Annotated in this window: 21 protein-coding genes; 10 read left to right on the forward strand and 11 right to left on the reverse strand. The window is 62.3% G+C overall.

The window, feature by feature from the left end; translation table 11 throughout:
* Positions 1–37 precede the first annotated feature (37 nt).
* The gene (locus G361_RS0126240; RefSeq protein ID WP_019930095.1) at positions 38–718 is read right to left on the reverse strand and encodes an LLM class flavin-dependent oxidoreductase; all 681 of its coding nucleotides are present in this window, start codon (positions 716–718) and stop codon (positions 38–40) included.
* Between the two features lie 115 nt (positions 719–833).
* On the opposite strand from G361_RS0126240, the gene G361_RS44950 reads away from it, so the two are divergent.
* Positions 834–1,301, forward strand: a complete 468-nt coding sequence (locus G361_RS44950) for a hypothetical protein (RefSeq protein WP_019930096.1) — start codon at positions 834–836, stop codon at positions 1,299–1,301.
* Positions 1,302–1,323: 22 nt separating this feature from the next.
* On the opposite strand, the gene G361_RS0126250 is transcribed toward G361_RS44950, so the two are convergent.
* From G361_RS0126250 to G361_RS51185, 4 genes are all read right to left on the reverse strand, one after another.
* Positions 1,324–2,301, reverse strand: coding sequence for a GlxA family transcriptional regulator (locus tag G361_RS0126250; protein WP_019930097.1), 978 nt, complete (start codon positions 2,299–2,301; stop codon positions 1,324–1,326).
* A 7-nt stretch (positions 2,302–2,308) separates the two neighbouring features.
* A complete protein-coding gene (locus G361_RS0126255; RefSeq protein WP_036495807.1) occupies positions 2,309–3,184 on the reverse strand; it encodes an alpha/beta fold hydrolase in 876 nt (291 codons plus the stop codon).
* A 149-nt stretch (positions 3,185–3,333) separates the two neighbouring features.
* Positions 3,334–4,059 carry a slipin family protein gene (locus G361_RS0126260; RefSeq protein WP_019930099.1) on the reverse strand — a complete coding sequence of 242 codons (726 nt, stop codon included), beginning with the start codon at positions 4,057–4,059 and terminating at the stop codon, positions 3,334–3,336.
* Positions 4,060–4,194: 135 nt separating this feature from the next.
* Entirely contained in the window at positions 4,195–5,658 is a 1,464-nt protein-coding gene (locus G361_RS51185) for a DUF4349 domain-containing protein (protein ID WP_231387101.1), read from the reverse strand.
* A 199-nt stretch (positions 5,659–5,857) separates the two neighbouring features.
* Between G361_RS51185 and G361_RS0126270 the strand changes: the two genes are divergently transcribed.
* Entirely contained in the window at positions 5,858–6,709 is an 852-nt protein-coding gene (locus tag G361_RS0126270) for a hypothetical protein (RefSeq protein WP_019930101.1), read from the forward strand.
* Between the two features lie 9 nt (positions 6,710–6,718).
* Here G361_RS0126270 and G361_RS0126275 read toward each other — a convergent pair whose 3' ends face one another.
* Entirely contained in the window at positions 6,719–7,543 is an 825-nt protein-coding gene (locus tag G361_RS0126275; RefSeq protein WP_052172908.1) for an LLM class flavin-dependent oxidoreductase, read from the reverse strand.
* A gap of 464 nt (positions 7,544–8,007) precedes the next feature.
* Here G361_RS0126275 and G361_RS0126280 point away from each other — a divergent pair, with 464 nt between their 5' ends.
* The 8 genes from G361_RS0126280 to G361_RS48575 all read left to right on the forward strand — a co-directional run bounded on the left by G361_RS0126280 (position 8,008) and on the right by G361_RS48575 (position 20,083).
* Positions 8,008–8,430, forward strand: coding sequence for a putative adhesin (locus G361_RS0126280; RefSeq protein ID WP_019930103.1), 423 nt, complete (start codon positions 8,008–8,010; stop codon positions 8,428–8,430).
* Between the two features lie 153 nt (positions 8,431–8,583).
* Positions 8,584–10,065, forward strand: coding sequence for an HNH endonuclease signature motif containing protein (locus G361_RS44960; RefSeq protein WP_019930104.1), 1,482 nt, complete (start codon positions 8,584–8,586; stop codon positions 10,063–10,065).
* Positions 10,066–10,450: 385 nt separating this feature from the next.
* Positions 10,451–13,030: a Z1 domain-containing protein gene (locus tag G361_RS0126290; protein ID WP_019930105.1), complete on the forward strand. Its 2,580-nt coding sequence runs from the start codon at positions 10,451–10,453 to the stop codon at positions 13,028–13,030.
* Positions 13,027–14,034: a PD-(D/E)XK motif protein gene (locus G361_RS47805; RefSeq protein ID WP_026343534.1), complete on the forward strand. Its 1,008-nt coding sequence runs from the start codon at positions 13,027–13,029 to the stop codon at positions 14,032–14,034. The genes G361_RS0126290 and G361_RS47805 overlap by 4 nt, the downstream gene beginning before the upstream one ends.
* Complete coding sequence (locus tag G361_RS49725) at positions 14,031–16,013, forward strand: hypothetical protein (RefSeq protein WP_155981785.1); 1,983 nt, start codon at positions 14,031–14,033, stop codon at positions 16,011–16,013. Before G361_RS47805 ends, G361_RS49725 begins: the two co-directional genes overlap by 4 nt.
* On the forward strand, positions 16,013–16,909 hold the full coding sequence (locus G361_RS50515) for a hypothetical protein (protein WP_196814635.1): 897 nt from the start codon (positions 16,013–16,015) through the stop codon (positions 16,907–16,909). The genes G361_RS49725 and G361_RS50515 overlap by 1 nt, the downstream gene beginning before the upstream one ends.
* A complete protein-coding gene (locus tag G361_RS49730; RefSeq protein ID WP_155981786.1) occupies positions 16,906–17,769 on the forward strand; it encodes a DUF6339 family protein in 864 nt (287 codons plus the stop codon). Before G361_RS50515 ends, G361_RS49730 begins: the two co-directional genes overlap by 4 nt.
* A gap of 304 nt (positions 17,770–18,073) precedes the next feature.
* Positions 18,074–20,083, forward strand: coding sequence for an ATP-binding protein (locus G361_RS48575; RefSeq protein WP_196814636.1), 2,010 nt, complete (start codon positions 18,074–18,076; stop codon positions 20,081–20,083).
* An 88-nt stretch (positions 20,084–20,171) separates the two neighbouring features.
* On the opposite strand, the gene G361_RS48580 is transcribed toward G361_RS48575, so the two are convergent.
* From G361_RS48580 to G361_RS0126340, 5 genes are all read right to left on the reverse strand, one after another.
* Positions 20,172–21,362 carry a DNA cytosine methyltransferase gene (locus G361_RS48580; protein ID WP_081635587.1) on the reverse strand — a complete coding sequence of 397 codons (1,191 nt, stop codon included), beginning with the start codon at positions 21,360–21,362 and terminating at the stop codon, positions 20,172–20,174.
* 273 nt (positions 21,363–21,635) lie between these two features.
* A complete protein-coding gene (locus G361_RS0126325) occupies positions 21,636–22,262 on the reverse strand; it encodes a hypothetical protein (protein ID WP_019930113.1) in 627 nt (208 codons plus the stop codon).
* A 142-nt stretch (positions 22,263–22,404) separates the two neighbouring features.
* Positions 22,405–23,406, reverse strand: coding sequence for a ketol-acid reductoisomerase (ilvC, locus tag G361_RS0126330; RefSeq protein ID WP_019930114.1), 1,002 nt, complete (start codon positions 23,404–23,406; stop codon positions 22,405–22,407).
* A 100-nt stretch (positions 23,407–23,506) separates the two neighbouring features.
* Positions 23,507–24,010, reverse strand: a complete 504-nt coding sequence (gene ilvN / locus G361_RS0126335) for an acetolactate synthase small subunit (protein WP_019930115.1) — start codon at positions 24,008–24,010, stop codon at positions 23,507–23,509.
* On the reverse strand, positions 24,007–25,971 hold the full coding sequence (locus G361_RS0126340) for an acetolactate synthase large subunit (RefSeq protein WP_026343536.1): 1,965 nt from the start codon (positions 25,969–25,971) through the stop codon (positions 24,007–24,009). The genes ilvN and G361_RS0126340 overlap by 4 nt, the downstream gene beginning before the upstream one ends.
* Between the last annotated feature and the right edge of the window lie 356 nt (positions 25,972–26,327).

Below are 26,327 nucleotides of genomic sequence, written 5' to 3' on the forward strand. Positions count from 1 at the left end.
CGGTGGGCCGCTCGCCACCGAGATGATGTCCCGGCGCCTATACCGCGGCCTCGAAACCCGGCGGGACCAGGAAACCACCGAGGGTGACGGCCGGTTCGGGCCGCTGCTCCCGATCGGCCAGCTCGCGGAGCCGAATACGGGTCTCGCGCAGACCCTGCGGGTCCAGACCCGAACCGTGCCAAGCGTCGCCGAAGCGCACCGACCGGCGCAGCGCCGCCGCACTGCCGCCGCCCACCCAGACCTCGGGACCACCCGCGGTGCGCGGCGCGATCGCGATCTTCACCTCGGCGGAACCCTTGTCCCACAGGGTCCGCAGCGTCGCCAGGTACTCGTCGGCGCGGCGGCCGCGCTCCGCGAACGGCGCCCCCACCGCCTCGAATTCGCCCGCGTGCCAACCCGTTCCGACGCCGAGGGTGAACCGGCCGCGCGAGAGCCGGTCCAGCGTCGCCGTCTGGTTCGCCAGCACGACCGGGTGGTAGAGCGGCAGGATCAGCACGCTGGTGGCCAACCGGATGCGCGAGGTCGCCCCGGCGATCACCGACAGCATGGTCAGCGGCTCCAGCGTCGGGCCCAGTTCGGTGTCGAGGACGTGGCTGCCCGCGATCAGATGATCGAATCCGAGCCGCTCGGCCAGTCGGGCGGATTCCACCACATCGTCGAGTTCGGATTCCGTTGCCGCCCAGAGCCGGTGCGGGGCGACGCCGATACGCAGGGTCATGGACGGATCGAACCCCGGACCGGCGCGGGGTATTCCGGCCGGGCCCGACCCATGCGCGAATGCGGATGTGACCGCAGCTCTTGCGGAACGGGCCCCGGCGGCACACCATATCCCCATGAGTAAGGTAACCCTAACTACCACACTCCCCCTGCCCGCCACCACGGCGTGCGCCCTCGCCTACACCCCCGAACTGTTCGAGTATCTCGTCCACCCGTTCCTCTCCACCCCGAATCTGGAACTGCCGCAACATCTCGAACCCGGCATGGCGGGTTCCGCGCGGCTGTGGTGGTTCGGCATCATCCCCGCCTGGCATCACCATCTGCGTCTGATCGAGATGTCCCCCACCGAGATTCGCACCGAGGAATGGGGCGGTTCGGTGCGCACCTGGAACCATCGTCTGACCTTCGAACCGCTCACCGACACCAGTTGCCGCTACACCGACGAGATCGAGATCGACGACGGCGTCCTCGGATTCGGCACCCGGGCGTTCGCGCAGCTGATGTTCCGCTGGCGGCATCGGCGGTGGCGGGCCCTGGCGCGGGTCCTGGCCGGCGGGGCCCTGGAGCTCCGACCGGCCGGATGACGTTGCCGCACAGCCGAGCAGCTCACGCACTCGCGACGGCGAAATGCTGCCGATACCGCTCGGGAGTTGTCGCCAGCCGGCGCGCGAACACCCGATGCAGCGTCTCGCCGTGCCGATAGCCGACCGCGCGGGCGACGGCGCCGACGGTCAGCTCCGTCGACTCCAGCAGCCGCCGGGCCGCCTCGACCCGCAGATTCTCCACGAATGCCGCAGGCGTGCAACCGGTCTCGGCCCGGAAGGCGCGGGCGAAGTGCCGTTCGCTCAGGCCCGCGCGCCGTGCCAGCACAGCCACCGACAGATCCTCCCCGAGGTGTTCGGGCAGCCACTGCTGCACGGCCCGGATCGCCGGCGTCCGCGCGGGCTGGGTTCGCAGCTGCGCGCTGAACTGGGTCTGCCCGCCGGGCCGCCGCGCGAACACCACGAACAGCCGGGCGATCAACTGGGCCAGCTCACCACCGTGATCCGCCTCCACCAGCGCGAGCGCCAGATCGATACCCGCGGACACCCCCGCGGAGGTCCAGCGATCGCGGTCGTGCACATAGATCCGATCGGGTTCGACGGTGACCCGCGGATACCGGTTCGCGAACAGTTCGGTGCCGGTCCAGTGCGTGGTCGCCCGATAACCGTCGAGCAGACCCGCGGCGGCGAGCAGCCACGCACCCGCGCACACCGAGGCCACCCGGCCGGAACCGCGCGCCAGCGCGGGCAGATCACGGACCACCTCGGCCGAGACCGCACCCGCGAAGACCCCGGCGCCGCCGACGACGATCATCGTGTCGATCTCGCCGCTCGCCGCGGCCGCGCGCACCGACGTGTCGACCGCGATCCGCAGACCACCGTCGGCGGTGACGTTCCCGCCGGTCGGCGAGGCGGTGACCAGCCGGTACCGCGGCGTATCGGCCATCGTGTTCGCGGCCACGAAAACATCCATCGGACCGGCCAGTTCGATCATCTGCATACCGTCGAAGACGACGAAGACGACGGTGCGGGGGCCGGGCATCTGCCCATCATCCCAGGTGCAGCGCCCGGCCGTCCCGGGCCGTGTGCCGGTCCAGGAACGGGACCAGCTGCGCCGCGACCTCGTCCGCGGATTGCGCGTGCGGGTAGTGCCCGCCGCCCGGAATCATCGCGACCCGCCCGAGCCCGGCCGGCAACGCGGCCACGACGGCCGCGCCCTCGGCCGCCGGATCGGCGAAATCCGGATCCAGCGCACCCATCACCACCAGGACCGGACAGCGCACGTCACCCAGCCGCGCCTGCGCGTCGGCCGGATTCGTGCGGGCGGTCTTCATGAATTCCGCCCACCGCGCGGGCGTGCGGAGCTGCGCCGCGAGCGCGGTGAGGTAATCGTCGAAGTCGGCGGGCCGGGTCGGATACGCCACGCGCAGATAACGCAGCCACCACGAGAGTCGCCGCAACATCTGGGTGGCGCCCAGCAACAGCAAGCCACGACGGTAGCGCCGAATCCGCAGCAGCGCACCGGCATCCAGACTCGGCACCCGGGTGAACGGATTGATCTCCACGATCGCCCGCACCGACTCCGGGGCCTTCGCCGCGGCGATCGTCGCCGCTCCGCCGGACAGCGAATGTCCGACGATCACCGCCGGTCCGCCGAAATGCGCGATGACACCGAGCAGATCGTCGGCCACATCGGTGCGGCTGATGGCGGCCTTCCCGGTGACCGACGGCCACTGCGTACTGGACTCCCCGTGGCCGCGCATATCGGCGTTCACCACCCGATACCCCGCCGCCACGAGCGGCCCGACGAGATGCCGGAAGTCCCGCCGCCACGTTCCCATACCGTGCGAGAGCACCACCAGCGGTCCGTCGCCGACCACATCACATGCGATCCGCCCGTGCTCGAGCGTCACGAACTCGGTCATCGTCGTTTCCTTCCCAGCGATTTCGTCCGGCCGCCATACTCGCGACCTGCTCGAATTGAACGCCGGGACGGTGTAGCGGCCCAGATCGCGGGCCGGAACGGTCAGTGGCACGGCCGATTCGGTCAGAGTCTGACCGTGCCACCACCGGATCAGCTCGCCCCGATCTCCTGCTGCACGAAGCCGCCGATCGCGCGGACGCTGTCGAGGAACTGCGCGGGGAACACGATGGTCGAGTTGTGCTCGACCGAGATCTCCGACAGCACTTGCAGATTCCGCAGCTGCAACGCGATCGGATGCGCGGCGATGACATCCGCCGCCTCGGCCAGTTTGGCCACCGACAACGCCTCGCCCTCGGCCGCGATGATCTTCGCCCGCTTCTCTCGTTCCGCCTCGGCCTCCCGGGCCATGGCCCGCTTCAACGACTCCGGCAGCTCGATGTCCTTGAGCTCCACCAATTCGACCAGCACGCCCCACTTCTCGGTGGTGGCGTCGAGGATCTCCTTGATCTGCTCGTTGAGCCGCTCGGTCTCGGACAGCACGTGATCGAGTGTGGTGCGCCCGATCACATTTCGTACCGTGGTCTGCGCGATCTGATCGATAGCCTGCCGCACATCCTCGATCGCCACCAGCGACAACGCGGCGTCGACGCAGCGGAAGTAGGCTACCGCGGCGAGCGCGATCGACACGTTGTCCCGGGTGATCACCTGCTGCGACGCGATCGGCATGGTCACCGTCCGCATGCTCACCTTCTGCATGCGATCGGCGAACGGGAGCATGAACCGCAGCCCCGGCTCCCGCACCGATTGCACCTTCCCGAGCCGGAATACGACACCTTTTTCGTATTGCCGCACGATCGCGACGATGTCGTTGGTCACTTCTGGCCGCCCTCTTTCCTCATCCCGAAACGGCACTCGCGGCCCGGCCGGGCCGTGCCGCGGCACAGCGTAATCGGCCAGGTCACCGGCCGCGACCGGAAATCGCGGGGACGGGTGGGGATCGGTCCGGGCGGCTCACTCGGGGGTGGGGTTCTTCTGTGCCGCAGTGCCTTTCTCGGTCGGGTCGGTGTCTGCGGGCTTTGTGGGTTCTGCGGTCCCGGCGGGCTTTGCGGGCTCGGCCGGTGTTGCGGGTTTCGCTGGTGTTGCGGGTTTCGCCGGGTCGGCGGGTGTTGCCGACTCGGCGGGTGTTGCCGGTCTTGCCGGCTCAGCAGGCTGTGACGGCTCGGCAGGCGCGGCGGGTTTTGCCGACGGGGCGGGCTGTGCGGGCTCGGCAGGTTCAGCGGGATTTACCGGCGGGGCGGGTTCTGCCGACTCGGCAGGCTCGGCCGGTCTTGCAGACTCGGCAGGCTGCGCGGGCTCGGCAGACTCAGCGGGCTGTGCCGACCCGCCAGGCTCAGCGGGCTGCCCCGGCTCGGTAGCGGCGACAGCCTGTTCGGTCGCAACAGAATTCGCGGCCTCGGCACGTCCCCGAGATTCAGCAGACTTCGGATCCTCGGCCTCGGCCGCTCCGCCGACGGCTGTCGATCCGGGAACGTCCGCGCCGGCCGTGCGCGCCGCGGCCGTCTTCGGACCCACCTTCGCCCCACGCCCCCGGCGCAGTGCGCGCCGCACACCCCAGACGATGCCGCCGAGCAACAGCAGGAAGACCACCCACGGCAATACATTCCCGGTCGCCTTCAATGTTGCCAGCAGCGAATGCCAGCCCTTGACCACCCGATCCCAATAACTGTCCGGCTGCGACCAGGCCGGCTCGTCGGTGCTCAGATCGATCGATATGGTGGACAACGAGATCTGCTCGTCCAAGTGTCGTTTGCGCGCGGTGAGACTGTCCAGATCGCCCTGCCGCGAGGACAACGCATTCTCGGCGGAAATGAGATCCGCGGTGTTGGCGGCACTGGTGACGAGCGCCCGCAACCGGTCCACCGAAGCCTGCAACGCCTTGATCCGCGCGTCGAGGTCCTGCCACTGCATGGTGACGTCCTCGCGTTTGGTGGTCACGCTGGTGACGCGCCCGTCCGCCTTCAACGCTGCCAGGAACGAGTCCGTCTTGTCGGCGGGAATCCGAACCGTCAGCTCCGCATGGGCTTTCGTCGACCCGATACCCGGTTCCTCGGATCGGCTGTCGATCCGGCCGTCGACGGCCCGCACCTGATCCGCCACCTTCGCGGCCGCCCCGATCGGATCCGAGGTGGTGATCGAGACATTGCCGGTGACAACCTCTTTGCGATCGGTCACCGGATCGGTGGAGCCGGTGCCCTGCGCCGGGGCCGGGGCCTGCTCCTTCATGACCGGTGGCGCGCCGGGCCCCGGCCCGGCGTCGACGGAACGCGAGAAACTGTCGGAGTGCGTGTCGCTCCCACATCCCGTGAGCAGACCCACCCCCAGCAGGCCGACCAGCAGCGCCGCGATCATCCTCATGGTCGCAGCGTAGCCGGACCGCCCGCCGCAGGGTATGCGTAAAGAGTGCGAACGCAACATCCACGCGAATCCCGTCCGGAAACCGCTGCGCCCCTGGCTGAACCGGCTCCCGCGACTACCGTCCGGTGTCTCCGCGGGCACGGTAGCCTGTCGTCTTCCGCGTAGCACACCCCGCCGGACCGATTCCGCGCGACACCGAATCGCAGCACCTCGAAAGGCAGCCGAAAGTCCGAGAACACCGACGTCACAAGGTATCCCGATGACCGCGCCGATAGGCCGATCGATCGCGCGGGTGATCAAACAGGTCACCGATGTTCTGGCAGAAGATGTTTCGGCCATCGGCGAGAACCTGGCCAACGGCTACGACCGAGTCCACCGCATGGTGGAACGCGTGGTCCGCAGTGGCCGCGACGCGGAGACGGAGGCGGCCGGCATCGAGAACGCCGCCGAAAAGCTGGTCGCGGAGCATCCCGCGCCGATGACCAGGGCACCGAGACCGGATCCGGAGGCCCTCTACAACGGAGCTCGCCTCTGGCAATGCGATCAGATCTTCCCCCGCGCATTCCGCTCGGACGTCGCGGCCGGCGAAACCGGATACATTCGCACCGCCGCCCACAGCACCGCCGAGGGCGTCGTCTATCTCACGGACGCTACCGAGATCGCCGACGTCTACGGCACGATCACCAGCTGGACCGATGTGCGAGACGGCCTGCCACGCTTCCATCCCGCCGGCATGGTCCTGGGCATCGACAAGAGCCGGGTCGAAGCGGAATGGATGGCCGCCGAACAACATTCGGCGAGAAATATCGTCGAGGGCGTCAGCGACCGAGTGCTGACGACCACCGGTCGCATCGACACCTCCGCCGTGACCAGCGCGCGTTTCGTCCTCTACCGGAACATCGTGGAGAATCCGGAATTGACCATGGTCGCCGACGGATTTCCCGGCTTCGAGGGCCTCACCCAAACCCAGCTGCACGATCCCGCCGTCATGACCGAACGCCTCACCGCCCTGGCCGACGCGGTACGCCACCACTATCCGCACATCGACGTATCCGTGGGCACGAGCGAACTCCCCCGCGACGAGGCCGTGCGACTGTTCGAGGCCACCTGACCGGCCTACTCAGCCACCGATGATCTCCGCCGCGACCCACCGCGCCACCCCGACCGGAAACGGCGACGGCAACCCCAGCACGATATGCCCGAACCCAGCCGCAAACGCGGCATCGACCGCCGCCCGAGTGGCCTCGGGCCGCTCATAGGAAACCGGCAGATGGATCGACCGCACGATCGAGGACGGATCGCGCCCGATCTCACCGCAGTACCGATCCAGCATCGCACTGCGCTCGACGACATCGTCGATATCGCCCCCGGGAATGTTCCAGATATCGGCATGCTCGGCGACCACCCGCAAGGTGGCCTTCGCCCGCCCGCCGATGAGAATCGGCGGATACGGCCGCTGCACGGGTTTCGGATTACAGAACGCACCGGTGAGCCGAATGTGCTCACCCGCGAAATCGAACGGCTCGGTCTCGGTCCACAACCGCCGGATCACCGTGCACGCCTCGGCGAAACCGGCCACGGCATCGGCGGTGTCGTGAAACGGAATCCCGTTGGCCTCGTACTCCCGCCGAGCCAGCGGATGACTCGGCCGCGAACCCACCCCGATCCCGAAATCGAGCCGCCCACCGGAAACGATATCGACCGTAGCGGCGATCTTGGCCAGCACAGCCGGCGGCCGAAACCGATTGCTGGTCACCAACAATCCGAGCCGCAACCGCCGCGTCTGCGCGGCGAGCGCCGAAAGCAGCGTCCACCCTTCGAATATCGGCCCGCCCGGATCCCCCGCGATCGGCATGAGGTGGTCGAACAACCAGGCGTGCTCGATCTGCGGCACATCGTCCGCCTCGAGCCAGACCCGCTGCACATCCGCGTAGTCGACCTGCATCGGAGCGGTGGCGATGCCGAATCGCGGCGCGATCCCACCCGCCGTCACAGTGCCACTCCCACAACGTGATCCAGCATGATCATCCTCCATCCTCCGATAGCGCCGGCACGCTCACCGGCCGAGCCGAAGCGGAACCGCGTTCCGCTACCCACACGATACGGAACGCGGTTCCGCTTGGCAAGCACCGGCACGCCGCATTCCACCGGCCGAACCCTCCACCGAGAGCCATGAATTCTCGGATTTCGAATCGGTCCCTCGAAAAAGTAGACAAATACCCCACCGGGTAAACAATCTCCGCAGTGCACACAATGACAACCGAGGGGTCGGTAGGCTTCGGCTCCGACTTTTCGAAATCCGGACCAGCACACGGACTTCGGGGCGATACTGATACCGCTCGGGGCATTGCGTGACCACGTCGCGCAGAAAATTTCGACGAGACCAGAGAGTCCGGACGGAGAGCCACCATGGCCACCTACATCATTTCATCCCACGGCGAAGCGAATTTCGATCGCCAGACGATCGTGCCGGCCAACGTCAGCGTGAATTTCTACACCCCCTTCGGGAAATGCCTGTCGAACCAGGAGGGTTTCCTGCTACAGAGCGCGATCGTCAACCCGAATCACCTGAACGCCCCGGCAGTGTTGCAGAAATATACCCCCAAGGCCCTCTGGAACGGCCCGAGCCAGCAGACCCCCGAATTGTCGCTGACCGCCGACTGGCACGGCGACTTCAAGTCGGGAATCGTGCACGCCGAACAGAACCGAATCCTCGAGGTCATCGGCACGAACAAGTTGCTGACGCTGACCGGCGCCCTGATCACGATCGCCAAGGACGCGGCGATCCTCCAGCAGGCCGCGGTGGTCCACTGCCTGTTCTGCCTGGCCTGACGATGCCACATCCGGGCCGGCGGATCCGCCGATCCGCCGCGCCCGGCAAGCCGCCGAATCATCGAAACAACTTTCGACCCGACACACCCGAAAGCCCTGGCAGAGCGAACTTTTCGCTGGCGTGTCCGATCCCCGAACCGATAGAATTAGCTCATGCGTTCGAGCCCCGAAGCAGTCAGCGACCCCACCGCGGAGCGCATCCTCCGCGCCCTGGAGGACGCCGCTTCCCAGATCTCGAACCTGCCCACCCGAGCATTCTCGAACCGAGACCGACTCACCCTGATCCGCCGGGTAGAGACCGTGATTCGCATGCTGCCCGCCGCAAGCCTCGAGTGGACCGCGCAACTACAAGAGCAGTGGTCGAATACCGATTTCCCAGCGAACAACCTCGTCGACACTCTCGCCGACAGCCTCCGCATCACACCGGCCGAAGCCCGCGCCCGCTGGCGCACCGCCGACGATCTTGCCCATCACATCGGAATGACCGGTGAGACTTTGGCACCCGTCCTGTCCGAAACCGCAACCGCCCACCGAGAAGGTGCCCTGGCACCCGCCCACGTCAAGATCATCCGAGACGTGATGCACCAGCTACCGGTCGCCGTCGACACCGCCACCCGAGCCGAGGCGGAAGGCATGCTCGCCGGCCAGGCCCGCGACCTACGCCCGGACCAGTTGCGCAAGGTCGCCGACAAACTCGAGGCGATGATCAACCCGGACGGCACCTTCACCGACACGGACCGTGCCCGGAGACGCGGCTTCACCATGGGCCGCCAAGGCCCGGATCTGATGACGAAGTGCACGGTAACCGCCGACCCAGAATTACGCGCATGCCTGGAAGCGGTATTCGCCAAGTACGCCAAGCCCGGCCTACTGAACCCCGACGACGCCACCCCCGTAACCGACGGCGAGCCGGATCCAGCTGCGGCACAGCGCGATTCCCGCAACGCCGCGCAGCGGCAACACGACGCACTCAAAGCAGTGATGCGGGACAGCATCGCCTCGGGCCGACTCGGCCAGCACCGCGGCCTACCCGTCACAGTGATCGTGTCGATGACACTGCAGGAACTGGAAGACGCAGTAGCTCAGGTCGCACCCGGAACCAGCATCGCCACCGCAGCCTCACCGTCTCCCATCGCAGGCCCACCGATAGCCACCGGCGGCGGAGCCATGATCTCCATCGGCGACGCACTACGCCTGGCCTCACACGCACACCACTACCTGGCCCTGTTCGACCACCACGACGGCCGCCCCCTCTACCTGGGCCGCACCAAGCGAATCGCCACCGCCGACCAGCGAATAGTGTTGCACGCCCGCGACATAGGCTGTACCTTCCCAGGTTGCACCAAACCCGGCTACCTCTGCCAGGTACACCACCGCACCGAATGGTCCGCCGGCGGCACCACCGACGCCGACCAACTGACCTTCGTCTGCGAACCCCACCACCAGCAGGCGGGCACAGACACCACCGCATGGGGCACAGCCACCGCCACCCGGGGGAAACGCGACGCCGGCCGCACGCACTGGATCCCGCCGATCCATGTCGACCCAGCCCGCCGGCCGCGGATCAACCGATTCCACCACCCCAGTGAATACTTCGCTCCCACAGGCGAACCGGTGGCCCGAAAACAGAGTTGACCGGCCCTGCACTCGCCGCCACCCGCCCCGTCACCGACGGAGGCGGGCAGCGGCGCGCGGTCTCAGCCTTCTGAGCCTGGGGTTGAGTCGGTTACTGGTGCCCGGTGCTAGCTGAAGCTCGTCAGATGCGCCCGCAATCCATGCGGTTCCGGCCCCGTCCACAGTTCGAACTCATTGGAATGACCTGCACCGACTGCAAGCCACCTGGGTCTGGTCAACTGCAGACGTCCGTTTCCGCGCGCATCGAATGAATCTACAGATCCGGAACATGGGTACCCAGATCTGTCGGACCCTGTATATACCGTTGTAACAGGTCCTTCGGACCGGACGCTTACCAAGGACATGGGGGCTGCGTCCCGAGCAGTCAGGCAAACGAGGAGAGCCAATGGTCGACCCTGTCGACGATCAGTATGACGTTTTCAGGATGCTGCTCGATGCGACTACGCCGGATGACGCCGTCAAGCGGCTGGCCATACTCGGCGTCGACCGCCAGACGATCGAGAAGATTCGGGAGCGACACGAGCGCGATCTGATCCAGATCCGTGAGATGGAGGAACCGCGCTCGGTCGTTCTGGACAACCGATACACCTGGTACACAGGTCCGCGCCCCGACGATCGCTGCTGGCCGGCTCTCGTCCGCATCCTCGAAAAAGACGGCTGGTCGAAGGAGCCGGCCATCTCGAGTCTCGATGCGTCGACTACTCGAATCGTCTCGCTGCTGAACCACCCGCACGAGAAAGCCTTCACCGCACGGGGACTCGTCGTCGGATACGTTCAGTCGGGCAAGACCACCAACTTCACTGCGACGATGGCGAAAGCCGCCGACCGAGGGTACAAGCTCTTCATCGTGCTGGCCGGCATTCATAATGGACTCCGACGGCAGACTCAGGCGCGACTGATTCAGCAACTCGTCGAGCCGAACCCCGCGGACTGGACCCAGATCACTCAGCTGGACCATGACTTCACACCAACGGCCAACCCGGCGAGCTATTTCGGAAAATCCAACAAGACCCACGTGCTCTGCGTGGTCAAGAAGAACGCCCCGGTTCTCCGGAAGTTGGTCAAGTGGCTTGATGATGCGTCCGACTATCTCGCTGATACACCGACATTGGTAATCGACGACGAAGCCGATCAAGCGACAGTGGCCTCGAGGACGATCAACCCCCTGATTCAGAAGCTTCTGGCTACCTTGCCCAAGGTCGGATACGTCGGCTACACGGCGTCACCGTTCGCCAACCTTCTCATCAACCCGTCGGCGGAGGACCTGTATCCGAAGGACTTCATCGTCAACCTTCCGAAGCCCGAGGGACATTTCGGGACCGAGGTGCTGTTCGGTCGTTACGCCCTGGACGGTGAAGATCCCACCGATGTCGACGATGGCTACGACATGATTCGGACTGTCCCGCAAGATGACGTCGCCAGCGTTCGTCCCTTGACCAAAGCGGACGCCGAAGACTTCGAACCGGTGCTGACGGAGTCACTACGGCAGGCACTCGAATACTTCTGGATGGGTACAGCCGCCCGGCGGGTCCGGGGCACCGGGAATCCACACTCCACCATGCTTATCCACACCAGTGTCCGAACATCGGTTCACCTGAGCTTCCGTCAGCCGCTGGAGGCACTGAGAAGTAAGACTGTCCGCTGCCTGCAGGAGAAAGCAACCATCGAACGGTTGCGAATGCTTTGGGATTCGGAGACAGCGCGCGTACCGGCAGTAGATTTCGATGAAACGCCGGTGACGTTCGACCAACTGATGACCGAGTTGCCCGGAGTACTGAGGGATTGCCGGGTGATCATGGACAACTCTTTCAGTACCGATCGATTGGACTACGAGAACGGCCCGGTGGTGGCAATAGCGGTAGGCGGCAACACGCTGTCCCGTGGCCTCACTCTCGAGGGCCTGCTCGTCAGCTATTTCGTACGCGCCGTATCCATATACGACACCCTTCTCCAAATGGGAAGATGGTTCGGGTACCGGAGAGGCTATGAAGATCTCCCGAGAATTTGGATGACCGACGAGCTGAAGGAGTGGTTCCGACACCTTGCAACGGTCGAAACCGAGATGCGCAAGGGCATCGATATCTATCTGACCGAGGACAAGACACCACTCCAATTCGCAGTCCGTCTCCGTACTCACCCCGCCCTCCGCGTTACCGCTGCGGCCAAGATGCAGGATGCGGTTCGGGCGCAAGCCGGTTACGGTGGCCAGCGCATCCAGACACGATACTTTCACAAAGATTCGGCCTGGTTGATCAACAACCAACGTGCCGCACAGAAACTTGTGACCGAAACCCTGAAATTCCGCAGCATCGACGAGGAATCCGAGGCTCAGGGTCGATATCTGTTCCGCGATGTACCGTCGAACCTGGTGCTGGATTTCATCGAGAACTATCAGTTCCACGAGAAGTCTCAGGAATGCAACGGGCAAATGCTCTCTCGATACATCCGAGCCCGGAATCGAAACGGCGGAGCTCTCCGCCGATGGAATCTCGCAATTGTCGGGAATCCCGTCACCCCAGCTCGGCATGACTTCAGTTTCGCTACCGGAGTCAGTGTCGGAAGAATCGTTCGCGCTGCGATCACAGCAAGCGACGACTTTGCGGACATCAAGACTCTCATGAGCCGACGAGATGCAGCACTCGACCTCGCCGGCGATATTTCGAACATGGACGAAAAAGAGATCAAGAAGCAGCGCACCGCTCAATTGCCGGACACCGGACTCTTGGTGCTGTATCCCATAGACAAAGAATCCAAGCCGGAGCGACAGCCGAAACCGAATGCCAGTAACCCCAGAACGCCGCTGGACGCCCCGGAGCATGTTATAGGCGTCGGTCTGGTATTTCCACAGCCTGCAGGTCCGGACAGTACCGTCCCCTGGGAGGCCGACTACATTTCTGCGGATCTTTCGGGCGTCGAAGTGGAAGAGATCGATTATAGCGCGGTGGTCTCCGAGGACATGGCATGAGCTCCGGCCTCCGCGCAATAATCGAAGATCATTGGTCCATATTGGAGTCATCGCCATCGGCCTCCGACACCACCATCAGGGTCTCCGATCTTCCGGTCGAGACAACGAACGGGAACGTCGCTGCTGCGGTGGACTCTTCAGGCCTCAGGCACATACTTGTACCCGTCGACTCTCGACAAACAATACGGCGAGGACTGAACGGACCGATACTCCAGCTTTCGAGGCGCCCTCTCCAAACCAGCGAGAGCTATCGAGTATATGCCGATCTGACCTGCTTTCATCGTGACTTCAACGACGTATTTACGACACTTTGCGGCGATATTCTGGCGGCTACTGAAGAGACTGCACAGCAGCCGGTCAAAGGACTGTATCGAGTACTGGACCATTGGCGCGCATTGTTTCAGAACACAACTTCGCTACGACCACAGCAACTCGCCGGGCTGTACGCGGAGTTGCTGGTCCTCGAGCGGCTGCTGGATATCAACCCCAGTTCCCATTCCGTCTGGCGCGGCCCGACAGGGCATCACCACGACTTCTCCTCGGGCCGTGTCGCCGTCGAAGTGAAGGAATCCATAGCATTCGGCGACAAAGGAATACGAGTTCATGGTTTGGATCAATTGGACGCACCCGAGGGCGGCTTGTTGCTGGCCTGGTTCCGACTCGCCCCGGATCTGAGCGGACCGTCCTTACAGGATTTGATCGATCGAGCCCTGGAATCATCCGACGACGAATCAGCTGTGCTCGCGGCGCTCGTACTCGCAGGCTACCGAGCATCGGATATAGACCACTATCGTGACGTCAAGTTCCGAACCGCCGAGGAACGGTGGTATCGAGTGGACAGCAATTTTCCGAGACTCACATCCACCATGCTGAGTTCCGCGCAAGTTCCCGTGCAGGTTCACGATGTTCACTACACGGTCGATTTGAGTGTGGAGCCCCCGTACCCATTGAACGACGACGAGGTCGGCGCGCACCTTCGTGCCATGGTTCAGGAGTCGGCATGATCGAGCCACGATGGTACTCGCACCCGTATCCGCCGGAGGGCGCAAGCGCTGCCGAGGGGCTCCGAAATCAACTGGGCAAGCCGGACCTCGATCACCTCACGATCTTGATCCGAGAATCTGCCCAGAACAGCTGGGATGCGAAACTCGATAACGCAGCAACCGTCGACTATCGAGTGGATCTGAGAACCATCAGCGCGGCCGAATCATCGGCTTGGCGTCAACATCTGCTTCGCGGCGCCCCTGCCGATGTACATCTACCCCTTCGCTCCGCCCTCAATGGGCGGATAATCCGAGCACTACTGATCTCGGATAGAGGGACCCGAGGGCTCGGCGGGTCCACACGCGCAGACAAAGTCACGGAAACCGATCGCGACTTCGTATCGTTCATGCGCAACTCGGGCGAACCACGGGATGTGGAATTAGGCGGAGGAACCTACGGATTCGGCAAAGGAATTCTATATCTGATGTCGAAACCAGGTGTCATCCTGGTTCATACCCGTTGCAGATATGAAGGCCGTCTCGAGACCAGACTCATGGGCGTAGCCCTCTGGAGAAGCTACCGATCCGAAACTGCAGCCGACACCAGACGCTATACCGGTAGACACTGGTGGGGCGATGATTCGGGCGAGGTGATCGAGCCTCTGGTCGGTTCCGCAGCGGAGTCGGTTGCACAGCAACTAGGGCTACAGCCCTTTACAGGGTCCGAGACCGGAACCACGATCGTGATCATCGACCCCGAGTTGGGCGATCGTACGCCCGCCGAAGCAGCACAGTATCTGGCCGACACCATCGCCTGGCAGTTGTGGCCCAAGATGATTCCCGACGGTCGCGGCGTATCACCTATGCGATTCGCTGTCACCTGTGACGGTATTCAATACAGAGTCCCGGATCCCACGAAGGAACGGCCACTCGATCTTTTCGTATCGGCATACAAGGAAATGCTGAGCGACAACGAATCTCCGCTCTACTGCAAGTCTCCTCGCCGATTGCTCGGCAGGCTGGGCTTGAAGAAACGGATCGCAGTCCCGTTCGAGCCCAGTGCTGCTGCGCAGTCTGCCGGGTTCGACCGGGTAGTCCACCATGTATGCCTCATGCGTCCCGCCGAGCTGGTTGTCACCTACTGGCCCGGACCTAAGCCGGCGAGCGAATTGCTTTCGTATGCCGGTGTTTTCCGGGCCGACGTGAAGATGGACCAATGTTATGCGGATGCGGAGCCACCCACCCACGACAGCTGGAACTATCCATCGCTGAAGTCGAAACAGGACCGCACCTTCGTCCGGACCACCTTCACTCGTCTGAAGGAGGCAGCCGACCGACTGATCGCGCTCAACATCGGGCACCAATCCGACGTCGCCGCGGTGTCGTTGGGAGCGGCGAGCGACAAGTTCGCTCCGCTGGTCGGTGGCGCGTGGGGAATCGGCAGCGCCACGAACTACGGTCGGCCCGGCGACACCAAACCGCCAGGGCCACAACGTCGGGGCGTATCCGATGGTACGGACGAGGAGATCATCTACGAACCGGGCCGACATGACCAGGACGGTAGTTTCGCTGATTCTGGAGCCTCTGTGGTCGAGGCGGACGAAGGCTCCTCGATGGACAGACTGGGATCGAACGAATCGAACTCGGTGCCACTGCGTAAGCAACGGCCGCGGATCGCCCTTGTCGGCGAGCCGTATCTCGACGAACGGTCAGGTTTCGCGGTACTCGTACAGGAATTCCGGCTGCCGGTCACCGGCCGCCAGCGAATCCGTGCAGAACTGTCGGTTGCTCTGAACACCGACGGCGGCCGCGAGAGTGACCCGCCGGCCGGTGCCGCCGAACCCGAGTTGATCGGCTGGGAAGACGACAGCGGAATGCTCACTGACACAGAGAGTCTCGTAGCAGATGGCGGCGAGGCGCAGGTCTGGAAGGCCGTAGTTCGGCCCGCACCGGATACCATGACCGATATTTCTGTGCGAGTGGAAGCGATAACGGGCTGATGCATGTACGCGCGCTTCCATACCGGATTCCTACCGCTTCGGCCATCAAGGCAGCGGGCTGGAAACTGGAGATCGACGGGGATCGCATTCCGTTACCTGAGGCTTATCCGCACTGGGACTATCAGACCGTGGTCACCCTCCATCGCTCGATAACTGTGGATGCGCAACGTTTACGCACGGAATCCGGTCTGGCAGCGGATACCGAGCTCGCGATGGCCGTTGTCTGGACATCGACGGGATCGCGACTGCGTGGAACAGCGGACCGTCGATCGTTGGGGACCGACGGTCGCATAGAACTGAATGTTCAGCTGCCCGGCACAGATCTCGGTGGAACCCTGATCCTCGATACGGTGCTGGTCCTCGCCGAGCGAAGAGAGGGTACGGACCGCCCGACGGCGGCTCGCCGAGCCGGGTCGGTGTTGTGGAGCGACCAGGTACACCTCCGCCTACAGGGCGACGCACCACAATTCCCGATGGCAGTCATCGATTTCGAGAATACCAACTACCCGAATGATGCTGCGTGGTATCTGGAAATCGGATCGGACTTGACTGCAGCGACAATGGGTTCACTCCTCCTGCTGGTCAACGAGAGAAAACCTGCCGTGGCGGAAGCGCTGAAAAATGCAGGCCGTCCACGACCTCAAGATGCAATGATGTTGTCGGTGCTGTATGCGGACCTGGCCAGAATCATGATTCAGCATGCACTGCAACAGCCGGAATTCGACGACGAAGCGGTATTTCCGGACGAGTCGCTCGGTGCGCAGCTGATCAGCCTTTTCGATCGCCTGTTCACCGGTAGATCCATCCGCGATGTCAGGATGCAGGCGGAGCAATCGGTGAATTGGTTCTCCTCCGAGATACAGGCGGCAGTCAATATGCTGGAGGGGATCGAATGAGCCGGTTGTATCCACGCCTGCTGAAAGCTCGTGCGAAAGCGCTGGCTGCTGAATACCGCTCGCTCGCAATCGATGATCTGGCCCACCGGTGGGCAACAAGTGACGACTCGGCAGTGTTCGTCGCCACGGGTGGCGCCCGGATCAGCACCGATGGTCTCGCCGAAGTACGAGAGATGGTCGTATTTGCTGCCGAAAGCGCTGGGTTTCCAGGACCCCTGACGACCATCCGAAAGACGTCCTTCGATCTAACATTGGCCGAGCAACTGCACCGAGAGATGAATCTAGCACCGGTCGAAGCAGCCTCCGGTGACGTTTGGGCCTTTCTCGCCCTCGTTCTATTGCCGGATGTAGCGCACTGGAGATATCCGAACCCACCAGGTGACCGAGTACTGGGATCTGACTTGACGAGACATGTCTTCGGACGGCTTTGGTGGAGAGCCCAACTGGTTCATGATCCTTGGAACGTGAATCCGTACGGTGCTCTAAAGATACTCGGTGAGTCCTCGTTCGACCAGATATATGCTCGCCGGTCGGCGCTGGGCGGAAGCCCTCATTTGATCAAGTCGATTCTCAGAGTTTGGAGCAGCCTTGCCCTCGACGGTCTCTCCGAACGTGAAACGATCAGAGACTTCTTGAAAAGACTTCTTCGGCTCGGACCTTTTGTCTCCTTCGATGCTATTACTGCAGATGCCCTGGATACCGAGTTACGGGCAATCGCATGGGAAACGGTTTATGCAAGCCATATTGAGGCCGGATTCCATCCCGACGAAGCCGCCGCTAACTCGGATCGGGCTGCATGTCGCGATTCAGGCGAACAACACAGGGAACCTACCGGTGCACCTGCCAATCGCGCCTCCTGAGCACAGTTAACGCGACTGAGAGCGAGCGCTGTCCAACTCCAAGTTCCTCGACAGCCGCTGCCGAGGAGCAAGGCTCATTTCATAACAGGCGAGACCATTCGGTTTACTCTGCGAGCCCCTACGAAGGCAACTGCTGTTCTTGCGAGTGTAGTAGATGCTGGACCAGCTCTATGCCACTCCAGCAGGCGATGGTCGGAGCTCGGCGAGACAAAAGTACGGCGAGATTCTACGATCAGAAGGATGAAGTTCCAACCCTCGAGTGCCTGCGACGGTTGGTAGCAGATCGGATATATGAAGGATGCACTTGACCGAGCTTACTGACAACCGCCTCCACATTCATTTTCATGGGCGGGTGATCGAGCATCTTGGAATCGATATGTACCAGTCTCCGGTGGCCGCGATTGCCGAACTGGTATCTAACGCGTGGGATGCCGATGCGTCGGCCGTCGAAATCTCACTTCCCATCAAGAAACTGGGTTCTGGTATCACCGTATCCGACAACGGCGACGGGATGACCTTTAAAGAATGTCAAGAGCGATTTCTCAAAGTAGGATATAATCGAAGGGCTGTTACGGGCACCGATCTGACCCAATCGGGCAGGCCCGTGATGGGCAGAAAAGGGATCGGCAAGTTTGCCGGATTCGGGATAGCCGAACTTGTCGAAATAGACACGATCAGCAAAGAAACCGGCGAGCATACGAAGTTTATCCTCGATATCGTTGCCCTGACACACGACGATTCATATTCGAGCGAACCGATGGAAGTAGAGGTGCTCGCTTACGAAGGACCTGACGAAGCTCGCAAGGAATCACATGGAACAAGATTCACGCTAAAAAGCTTGACTCTCAAACGGTCGCCGAATCCAGAGCAATTCAGAGCGAGTATGGCCAGACGGTTTCTCCTCCTGGAGCGAGCGGAGAACTTTCGCGTTGCAGTCAACGGAACACCGATATCCGAGGATTCGGATGTCGAGTCTGTAGAATTCGATTATCCTGCCGACTACGAGCGGAATCAAAAGCCCAACGATTTGGTTGTCGATAACGACGGCTGGGGCATAGAAGAGCTGTCCAACGGTGAGAGAATACGATGGAGGTTTGTATTCTACAAGGAGCCAATAAAGCAGGAAGAACTCTCTGGTATATCGATTTTCAGCCGATACAAGCTTGCCCAGAAGCCATTCGCCTTCAATCTTAGCGGAGGATTCGGCGGGCAGCACGGTATTAATTACCTGTCGGGAAGGGTGCAAGCCGACTATATCGACGACCAGCAAAAGGATTTGATATCGACTGAAAGGCAACGGATCAACTGGGAATCAGAGGATGCTCGTCCTCTCCTGGATTGGGGGCAGAATCGGATTAGGTCACTGCTCAGACTGTGGCAGGAGCGGCGTGCTGCCGCAAAGGTCGACGCCATGAATCAACGGCTAACGCCCTTTTCCGAGAGGCTTGCCAGATTGGAACAGTACGAGCAGAAGGTAGTACGGCGTGCTTTGAGCTCCCTAGCACGCATACCGGCGTTGTCGGATGAACAATTCGCTGACCTTTCAAACGCCATACTTATGGCGTGGGAGGGGGGCCGGCTGCAAGATTTGATCAGTACGCTATCTGATTCGTCAGACTTGGATGCCGACAAGCTTGTTGAAATCCTTGTGCAGTCTCGCGTAATGTCCGCGTTGCATGCCGCCGAACGAGTGAAAGTCCAACTCGAGCTGTTGAAAGGTCTCGAAGAGCGTATAAGAAACCGAGAGCTGGAAAATGCGATCCGCGACTATATTGCCGAAAATCCGTGGATGATTTCTCCAGAGTGGGAAACATTCCGCCAAGAAAGAAGTCTCGATAAGCTGATCAAAGAGATCGGGAAAGAACAACTTGACAAGGAGCGAGCATGGGACTCTCGCGTCGACCTTGTTCTCCGATCAGGAGATCAGTTGCTGGTGATAGAGTTCATGAGACCTGGAAAGACTGCCGACCTAGACCATATAACGCGCTTTCAGAGGTACATTGACACTCTCCGTGAAGTTACGCCGGTTCGGCATTCGGATGTTCGTAGCATTACCGGACTAATGGTAGCCGATAAGCTGGAGAAGCCGTCCGGATTTAAAGCAATGATCGACAGGCTGAGGAAGGACGGGATGGATGCCACGGATTGGAACGGACTGCTCCAGAAGGCGCGTTCGCAGTGGCAAGACTACTTTGAAATTCTGTTTTCTCGCGCGCCCGAGGATAATCGCATGAAGGCACTAGCCTCCGATCCGATTGATATCGAGCTCGATGCAAAGGATACGCGCGAACAATTCCCCGAACTCGAGAAGTAAGTGGCTTGCCGTTGTTCGATAGCTGTCATTTGAGCGGAAATAATGAACCGAGCAACGGCGCTTTCTCCAACCGATTGAATCTGTGGACTCAGGCGCCGACTACATTCAAATTTTCGTCGATGAGAAGAACGTCCTGTTTACCTTCGACATCGTCCATTTCCTCCAGGTCGATGTGGATTTTTCCAGCTCGAGCTTCATCCCAAGTCTTAGCTATAGCCTGGTCGAGACTGGCAACGACTGGCTTCTTTTCGAAAACGGCGGCAGCCAGAATATGAACAGCAACCCGCGGTGGAATCGCATTACCAACCTGTTGATATTTATCTGTCCCATCCCACGGATAATCGATCGGAAAAGTCTGCAATAGTCCTGCTTCGCGCGGCTCCAGCCGATCTATGTCACATTTCCCGACTTGAAGACGATTTCGACGAATTTTTCCTGTGATTGTCGCAGACGGCTCGCTAGATGTTCGGCGACCTCGTATATCAGGCTTCCCTCCGGTTCCATAATTCGAGACAACGATAAACTCTTTTGGACGGTGCTGCAGCGAAGTGAATGCCTCTGCCATACTCACCCATGGCAAATATTCCTGGTCACCGCTCTTTTGCTCGACTCCTTTAACATACTTACGATGTGTGGGTTTCGGAAAGGTAACAATTCTGCCGTGACGCGCGATCAAAATAGCTCGGCGGCGAGTCTGCGGTACTCCGTATTGCTCAGTCCGAATAACTTTAACTTCTGCCTCGTATCCCCTGGATCGTAGTACAATAGCGATTGCATCCCACACCGGCTTGACGGTGGGCACTTGCTCGAGCACAATCGTAGCGAATGAGCGATTCTTCTCCATTGCGGCCAGCGCCCAACGAAGAGGCTGCAGAACCAGCCCTGTACGAGGGTCGTCCAAGCTATCCAAATCTTCGCTAACATCCTCCCCGGCATCCATTCTATGGATGAATTCCAGAACCTGATCCAATGCTTTCCGACCCACGCCCGAACCGGCTACTGAAAATGTCTGACATGGTGGTCCGCCAGTAAGAATATCTGCATTTTCAAAACAATCCAGCAAAGATAGATTACGCACATCAGAACAACGAGTTCCGATCCCGGCGGCACGTCGTGTTTCACATGCATCCACATCAAGTTCGATGCCAACAGACGGTATATCCAGCCACTTTGCAGCTACATCGAGACCGCCTGGGCCAGCAAAGAGATCTATCATGCGAACCTGAGATGGGTTTACAGCGTCCACTGTAAACTGATCGTCCACACTATCGAGCAGCATAGGATCCAGACTAATGCAACCGCTGCGAGATGGCAGCGTTACCCATGGTTTATTTACATAACACCAGTATCACGATTGAAGATACACGCTACATGACAGCGCACACACGTCGGCTCTCACTGTTGTCCACCGATCGCTCGGCTAGCATACATCCTGTACGGGACAATTTGGCTGACACCCGTCGGCATCTATGTCAAGTCACTGCTGGCTCGCGCGGCGGTCATAGAAAACTGTCAACTAAGATTGTGGGCTGCGGTCTCAGTGTCGGTAAGGTTAGAAGCTATCAATGTCAGCGATTGCATCCGCGAGCCCGACGAACCATTCCGGACGCCGGAAGCTGTCGAATAGTTTCCGGCTTTCGTAGATCAATTGACCTAGATTATGCATTTCGTAGACAGATCGACCAAAAATGTACCACCTACCGTGAATTTGGTCGATGCCGCAACCAGCGCTTTTTGCCAGGCGGGCGATCGCTGTAGCCCTGGCTGCGTCAGGGATAACCCCGACGATCGGATAATCTGCATGATGGTGCCCGCTCCCACCAGAGCATGAATAGAAGGTGGCTGCGCCTGATGCGCTCAGCGCAAAGCTCAGGCCAGCCACACCAATATCCAGGTATCCGACAGCAGCCATAAGCTCGGAGTATTGGACATCGTCCTCTTCTGCAAGGTCTTTAAGAATCGCTTCGACGCCGTCAGCCTCTGACGACAGAGCTGCCTGATGCAAGATCCCTTCCTCTGTCGCAAGGCAGTCCGCTGCTTCAGGCCAGCCGAGCATACTCAGGCATTGATAATCATGGTGATCTGTAAAACCAGCGGCGACATCGCTAGCGGTCAAGTCGACCCGAAGCTCAGCGGTCTCATAGCTGTAACCGATCTGAATGTCGGATTCCTGAATCATGCTCCAAGCATGCCGGATGTGAGCTTCGTTTGGGTCCTGAACAACTCGATATCCCCTGATGCGCGCCGACTTGGCGGCGAAGGTTGGATCATCTGTGGCCCAACACCTTCAAATATGCCGGGCCACAGACGAGTGCTCGGCGCTACGCAGTCTCGGTGATCGGGCGGTCCACCCAGCTCATCAGTCCGCGCAGCTTGGCGCCGGTGACCTCGATCGGGTGCTCCGCGTTCTTCTTCCGGAGGCCCTCCAGCTCCTTGTTGCCGCCTTCGACGTTGGCGACCAGGTGCTTGACGAAGGTGCCGTCCTGGATGTCGCGGAGGATATCCTTCATGCGCTCCTTGGTGCCGGCGTCGATGACGCGGGGGCCCGAGAGGTAGCCGCCGAATTCCGCGGTGTCGGAGACCGAGTAGTTCATGCGGGCGATGCCGCCCTCGTACATGAGGTCGACGATCAGCTTCAGCTCGTGGAGGACCTCGAAGTAGGCCATCTCCGGCGCGTAGCCCGCCTCGACCATGACCTCGAAGCCGGTCTTGACCAGTTCCTCGGTGCCGCCGCACAGGACGGCCTGCTCGCCGAACAGGTCGGTCTCGGTCTCTTCCTTGAAGGTGGTCTTGATGACGCCGGCGCGGGTGCCGCCGATACCCTTCGCGTAGGAGAGGGCGAGGGCCTGGCCTTCGGACTTGGGGTCCTGGTCGACGGCGATCAGGGCGGGGACGCCCTTGCCGTCGACGAACTGGCGGCGAACCAGGTGGCCCGGGCCCTTCGGGGCGACCATGGCGACCGTCACGTTGGCCGGCGCCTTGATCAGGCCGAAGTGGATGTTCAGGCCGTGGCCGAAGAACAGGGCGTCGCCGTCCTTCAGGTTGGGCTCGACATCGTTGCGGAAGATCTCCGCCTGGGCGGTGTCGGGGGCCAGCAGCATGATGACGTCGGCCCATTCGGCGACGGCCGCGGGGGTGTCGACGGTGAGACCGGCCTCTTCGGCCTTGGGGCGGGACTTCGAGCCTTCCTTGAGGCCGATGCGAACCTCGACACCCGAGTCGCGCAGGCTCAGCGAGTGCGCGTGACCCTGGGAGCCGTAGCCGATGACGGCAACCTTGCGGCCCTGGATGATCGACAGGTCGGCATCGTCGTCGTAGAACATCTCGACTGCCACTTTGTGTACGTCCTCTCTAGACAAGTTTCACTTTTCATCGGATCGAACCCCACGCCGCGGGCGGGTGCCGCCGTCGATCCGGGTAACTCTATCGGGTTGCGGTGATGGACTTGGGGCCGCGTCCCACGGCCACCACGCCGGACTGCACGATCTCGCGGATGCCGTACGGTTCCAGCATGCGCAGCAGCGCGTCGAGTTTGGACCGGGTTCCGGTCGCCTCGACGGTGAGGGCGTCCGGCGACACGTCGATCACCTTGGCCCGGAACAGGCCGACCGCCTCGATGACCTGGGTCCGGACGCTGGCGTCGGCGCGCACCTTCACCAGGATCAGTTCGCGGGCCACCGAGCTGTCGGAGTCCTGCTCCACGATCTTGATCACGTTGACCAGCTTGTTGAGCTGCTTGGTGACCTGCTCGAGCGGCAGGTCCTCGACCGTCACGACGATGGTCATGCGCGAGATGTCGGGGACCTCGGTGCCGCCGACGGCGAGCGACTCGATGTTGAAGCCGCGGCGGGAGAACAGGCTCGCCACGCGCGCGAGCACGCCGGGCTTGTCCTCCACGAGCACGCTCAGGGTGTGGGTGGTGCTCATTCGTTCTCGCCCTTCTGCGAAGCGCGTTCGTGCGCGGCCAGGGTGGCCTTCTCGTGGGACATCGCCTCGTGGATCACGGCGGGCTCGGCGGCCTGCTCGTCGTCGTCGAACAGCGGGCGGATGCCGCGGGCGGCCATGATCTCGTCGTTGGAGGTGCCGGCGGCGACCATCGGCCACACCTGAGCGTCCTTGCCGACGATGAAATCGATCACGACGGGACGGTCGTTGATGGACTGCGCCTCGCGGATCGCGGCCTCGACGTCCTCCTCCTTCTCGACCCGGATGCCGTGGCAGCCCAGGGCTTCCGCGAGCTTCACGAAGTCGGGGATGCGGAGGGTGTGGGTGCCGAGATCGGTGTTGGAGTACCGCTTCTCGTAGAACAGGGTCTGCCATTGGCGGACCATGCCCAGGTTGCCGTTGTTGATCAGGGCGACCTTGATCGGGACGCCCTCGACGGCACAGGTGGCCAATTCCTGATTGGTCATCTGGAAGCAGCCGTCGCCGTCGATGGCCCACACCTCGCGGTCGGGCGCGCCCATCTTGGCGCCCATCGCGGCGGGCACGGCGTAGCCCATGGTGCCGAGACCACCGGAATTCAGCCAGGTGCGCGGCTTCTCGTACTTGACGAACTGAGCGGCCCACATCTGGTGCTGGCCGACGCCCGCGCAGTAGATCGCATCCGGTCCGGCCATTTCGCCGAGCTTCTCGATGACGTATTCCGGTGACAGCGAGCCGTCGCTCGGGGCGGTCCAGCCGAGCGGGTAGCGGTCACGGATGCCGCCGAGGTAGGCCCACCACTCCGTCAGATCCAGCAGCGTGGCGCGACCCGTGGTCGCCGCGGCCGGGTCGGCCTTGAGGGTCTCGATCAGTTCGGTGATCACCTCGCGGCAGTCGCCGACGATCGGGACGTCGGCGTGGCGGTTCTTGCCGATCTCCGCCGGATCGATGTCGGCGTGGATCACCTTGGCGTTCGGGGCGAACGAGTCGAGCTGGCCGGTCACGCGGTCGTCGAAGCGGGCGCCGAGGGTGATCAGCAGATCCGACTTCTGAAGTGCCGCAACGGCTCCCACGGTGCCGTGCATTCCCGGCATACCCATGTTGAGGGTATGGCTGTCGGGGAAGGCGCCGCGGGCCATCAGGGTGGTGACCACCGGGATGCCGGTCAGTTCGGCCAGCTCCAGCAGCTCCGGTGCGGCCTCGGCCTTGATGACGCCGCCGCCGACATACAGCACCGGCGACTTCGCGTCGAGGATCAGCCGCGCGGCCTCGCGCACCTGCTTACCGTGCGGCTTGGTCACCGGACGGTAGCCGGGCAGCCGCAGTTCCGGCGGCCAGGTGAAGGTGGTCTGCGCCTGCAGCACATCCTTGGGGATGTCGACCAGCACCGCGCCGGGACGGCCGGTGGCGGCCAGATAGAAGGCCTCGGCGATCATGCGCGGGATATCGAGCGGGTCCTTGACCAGGAAGTTGTGCTTGGTCACCGGCATGGTGATGCCGGAGATGTCGGCCTCCTGGAAGGCGTCGGTGCCGATCAGGCTGCGGCCGACCTGGCCGGTGATCGCGACCAGCGGGACCGAATCCATCTGGGCGTCGGCGATCGGGGTGACCAGATTGGTCGCGCCCGGACCGGATGTGGCCATACACACACCGACGCGGCCGGTTGCCTGCGCGTAGCCGGTGGCGGCGTGGCCGGCGCCCTGCTCGTGCCGGACCAGCACGTGCCGGACCCGGGTGGAATCGAAGAGCGGGTCGTAGACGGGAAGAATCGCACCACCGGGAATGCCGAAGACCGTGTCGACGCCGAGCTCCTCGAGGGACCGGACTACCGACTGCGCGCCGGAGACCCGCTCGGGCGGGACCGGTCGGCGGTTTCCGGATGCGGCGGCAGCCGCGGGGGTCGGCTGGGCCGAAGGCGCGGGCCTGCGGGCCGCGGGCCCGGGCCGGGCGGTAGGTGCGCTCACCGTTGTGGTTCCTTACCTGCTTGTTGATCTCGAGTCCACGGAAATGTCCTGAACACAAAAAAGCCCCCGTCAGCCAAGGCTGATCGAGGGTGGCGCGTCGCAGCTACGAGCTGAATGGATCAAGCTCAGCGCTGGACGCGCCGGCCGATTACGAGAAGCTCGTTTCGATTCACGCGCACGACGGTATGTGTGGGTGAGCCGAAGAGTCAAATTACTTGACACGCGTGTCCCATTATGTGAGACGGGGCGGTTGCCTTGGTCTGTTCTCCATGATGCGAGGATGGGGGTGTGTCATCGTCGCATCGGTCCGTGCCACCTGCTCGATCGTCCCACACGTCCGCCGCCGGGCTGGATAC

Source organism: Nocardia sp. BMG111209, from assembly GCF_000381925.1.
In the GTDB taxonomy this organism is placed as follows: domain Bacteria; phylum Actinomycetota; class Actinomycetes; order Mycobacteriales; family Mycobacteriaceae; genus Nocardia.